A 4,033-nucleotide genomic window follows, 5' to 3' on the forward strand; every position below is an offset into this window, starting at 1 on the left:
CGTGGGGGCTGGGGCCGGTGGGTCCGCAGCTCGGCGGTGCGAGGTGCCGCTGCGCCCACCCGTGCCGCCCTTAGCGGCACGATTGCCCGCAGCTCAGCAGCTCAGCAGCTCAGCAGCTATGCACGCGCCGGCAAGTACGGGGCCGTCGACGGGAGGCCCATGTCCGACGGGAGCAGGGAGCCGACCCAGGTGTCGCGGCGTACGCCCTTGTTGTTCGTCGCGGCGCGCAGCGTGCCTTCGATCGTGAAGCCGGCTCGTTCCGCTACCGCGCGGGAGGCGTGGTTGCCCACCTCGGCACGCCATTCGATGCGGTCGACGGCGGCGTGGACGAAGGCCCAGCGGCATGCGGTGAGGACGGCTTCCGTGATGTAGCCGTTGGAGCGGTACTGCTTGGCGGCCCAGAAGCCGATCTCGCCCATGCCCAGGGCGTGCATGGTGATGCCGAGCATGCCGGCGAGTTCTCCGGAGTGGAGGAAGACGCCGAAGGTGTACATGGATCCGTCCGCCCAGCCGTCGGGGACCAACTGTTCCGTGAAGGCCTCGGCGTTCTCGCGGAGGTACGGCGAGGGGATCGTGGTCCAGCGCTGGATGTCGGGGTCCTGGCAGGCGTCGTACACCGCGTCGGTGTCCTGGGGGCCGACCGTGCGCAGCAGGAGGCGGTCCGTGGTGAGGGTGAGGGGGTCCATCGGCTGATTGTGGTCGGAGGCCCCCGGAAGCACCATCTGTTTGCTGTGGGTGATGGCGTGATCACGCTTCGCTTAATTCGGACGGAGGATGCGGCACCATCCGAGGGGCCCGGACGTTGTCCTCTTCGAAGCGGAGTGAAAGCGAAATGAAGCAGCGACGGTCGCCGTCACGGCAGGCCCTCCCGGCGCGGCGGGGTCCTCGCATACGATGGCCGTTGCTTAGTAGTCCAATGGAAACCGACCGTCCCAGGCCCGACCGGCAAGGAGACCAACCCCCGTGTCCGTCCTCTCCAAGATCATGCGTGCAGGCGAAGGCAAGATCCTGCGCAAGCTGCACCGCATCGCGGACCAGGTCAACTCCATCGAAGAGGACTTCGTCGACCTCTCCGACGCCGAGCTGCGGGCCCTCACCGATGAGTACAAGCAGCGGTACGCCGATGGTGAGAGCCTGGACGACCTGCTGCCCGAGGCGTTCGCCACCGTCCGCGAGGCCGCCAAGCGCGTCCTGGGCCAGCGGCACTACGACGTGCAGATGATGGGCGGCGCCGCCCTGCACATGGGATACGTCGCCGAGATGAAGACCGGTGAGGGCAAGACCCTCGTCGGCACGCTGCCGGCGTATCTGAACGCGCTGTCTGGCAAGGGCGTCCACATCATCACGGTGAACGACTACCTGGCCGAGCGTGACTCCGAGATGATGGGCCGAGTCCACCGCTTCCTCGGCCTCGACGTCGGCTGCATCCTCGCCAACATGACGCCGGCTCAGCGCCGCGAGCAGTACGCCTGCGACATCACGTACGGCACGAACAACGAGTTCGGCTTCGACTACCTGCGCGACAACATGGCGTGGTCCAAGGACGAGCTCGTCCAGCGCGGCCACAACTTCGCCATCGTCGACGAGGTCGACTCCATCCTCATCGACGAGGCCCGTACGCCGCTGATCATCTCCGGCCCGGCCGACCAGGCCACCAAGTGGTACGGCGACTTCGCCAAGCTGGTCAAGCGCCTCAAGCGCGGCGAGCCGGGTCAGCCGCTCAAGGGCATCGAGGAGACCGGCGACTACGACGTCGACGAGAAGAAGCGCACGGTCGCCATCCACGAGTCCGGTGTCGCCAAGGTCGAGGACTGGCTGGGCATCGACAACCTCTACGAGTCGGTGAACACCCCGCTGGTGGGCTACCTGAACAACGCCATCAAGGCCAAGGAGCTCTTCAAGAAGGACAAGGACTACGTCATCATCGACGACGAGGTCATGATCGTCGACGAGCACACCGGACGTATCCTCGCGGGCCGCCGTTACAACGAGGGCATGCACCAGGCGATCGAGGCGAAGGAAGGGGTGCCGATCAAGGACGAGAACCAGACGCTCGCCACGATCACGCTCCAGAACTTCTTCCGCCTCTACAAGCGCCACGACCACAACGGCAAGGAAATGCCCGGTCTGTGCGGCATGACCGGTACGGCGATGACCGAGGCCGCCGAGTTCCACCAGATCTACAAGCTCGGTGTGGTGCCGATCCCGACCAACCGGCCGATGGTCCGCAAGGACCAATCGGACCTGATCTACCGGACCGAGGTCGCCAAGTTCGAGGCGGTCGTCGACGACATCGAGGAAAAGCACCGCAAGGGGCAGCCGATCCTCGTCGGCACCACCTCGGTCGAGAAGTCCGAGTACCTCTCGCAGCAGCTCAGCAAGCGCGGCATCCAGCACGAGGTGCTGAACGCCAAGCAGCACGACCGTGAGGCGCAGATCGTCGCCCAGGCCGGCCGCAAGGGCGCCGTCACGGTGGCCACGAACATGGCCGGCCGTGGTACGGACATCAAGCTCGGCGGCAACCCCGAGGACCTCGCCGAGGCGGAGCTGCGCCAGCGCGGCCTCGACCCGGAGGAGCACATCGAGGAGTGGGCGCAGGCCCTGCCCGAGGCGCTCAAGCGGGCCGAGAAGGCCGTCCAGGCCGAGAAGGACGAGGTCGAGAAGCTCGGCGGGCTCTACGTGCTGGGCACCGAGCGGCACGAGTCGCGGCGCATCGACAACCAGCTGCGCGGTCGTTCCGGCCGTCAGGGCGACCCCGGCGAGTCCCGCTTCTACCTCTCCCTCGGCGACGACCTGATGCGGCTGTTCAAGGCCCAGATGGTCGAGCGCGTGATGTCGATGGCGAACGTCCCGGACGACGTGCCGATCGAGAACAAGATGGTCACGCGCGCGATCGCCTCCGCCCAGTCGCAGGTCGAGCAGCAGAACTTCGAGACCCGTAAGAACGTCCTGAAGTACGACGAGGTCCTCAACCGCCAGCGTGAGGTCATCTACGGCGAGCGGCGCCGCGTTCTGGAGGGCGAGGACCTGCACGAGCAGATCCAGCACTTCATGGACGACACCATCGACGCCTACGTCCAGGCCGAGACCGCCGAGGGCTTCCCCGAGGACTGGGACCTCGACCGGCTGTGGGGCGCCTTCAAGCAGCTCTACCCGTGCAAGGTCACGATCGAGGAGCTGGAGGAGGCCGCCGGCGACCGGGCGGGGCTGACCGCCGAGTTCATCGGCGACTCCATCAAGGACGACATCCGCGAGCAGTACGAGGCGCGCGAGGCGCAGCTCGGCTCGGAGATCATGCGTGAGCTGGAGCGCCGGGTCGTGCTGTCGGTCCTCGACCGCAAGTGGCGCGAGCACCTCTACGAGATGGATTACCTCCAGGAGGGCATCGGCCTGCGCGCGATGGCGCAGAAGGACCCGCTGGTCGAGTACCAGCGCGAGGGCTTCGACATGTTCACCGCCATGATGGAGGGCATCAAGGAGGAGTCCGTCGGCTACCTGTTCAACCTGGAGGTCCAGGTCGAGCAGCAGGTCGAGGAGGTCCCGGTCGAGGAAACCAAGCCGGTGGCCGACCTGGAGAAGCACGACACGGTGCCGGCGCAGGCCGGTGCCCGCCCGGAGATCCGCGCCAAGGGGCTCGACGCTCCGCAGCGGCGCAACCTCCACTTCTCCGCGCCGACGGTCGACGGTGAGGGCGGCACCATCGAGGGTGACTTCGCCACCGACGACGAGCCGGTGCGTTCCGAGTCCGACGGCCTCACGCGCGCGGAGCGCCGCAAGCAGGCGCGGAGCCGGGGTCGCCGTAAGAAGTGACGGTCGTCATAAGAAGTGACGGTCGCCGTAAGAAGTGACAGTCGTCATAAGAAGTGACGGTCGCCGTAAGAAGTGACAGTCGCCGTAAGAAGTAACGGTCGCTGAAGCGCCGTAGCGGCTGAAGGGCCGGGCACCTGAGGGTGTCCGGCCCTTCGGTTGTGGTGGATCTGCGGTTCTGTGGCCTTGCGTGATGGCTCAGTCGGCCTCTGGGCGGGGTGGGCGG

2 protein-coding genes are annotated in these 4,033 nt (G+C 66.8%); one reads left to right on the plus strand and one right to left on the minus strand.

The annotated features are described in order from the left end of the window. Positions 1-116: 116 nt before the first annotated feature. Positions 117-686, minus strand: a complete 570-nt coding sequence (locus tag CA983_RS41275; RefSeq protein ID WP_086605794.1) for a GNAT family N-acetyltransferase — start codon at positions 684-686, stop codon at positions 117-119. Positions 687-963: 277 nt separating this feature from the next. On the opposite strand from CA983_RS41275, the gene secA reads away from it, so the two are divergent. Further along, complete coding sequence (secA, locus tag CA983_RS41280) at positions 964-3,810, plus strand: preprotein translocase subunit SecA (protein ID WP_086605793.1); 2,847 nt, start codon at positions 964-966, stop codon at positions 3,808-3,810. The last annotated feature ends 223 nt before the right edge of the window (positions 3,811-4,033 follow it).

It is taken from the genome of Streptomyces swartbergensis (assembly GCF_002148965.1).
Taxonomy (GTDB): domain Bacteria; phylum Actinomycetota; class Actinomycetes; order Streptomycetales; family Streptomycetaceae; genus Streptomyces; species Streptomyces swartbergensis.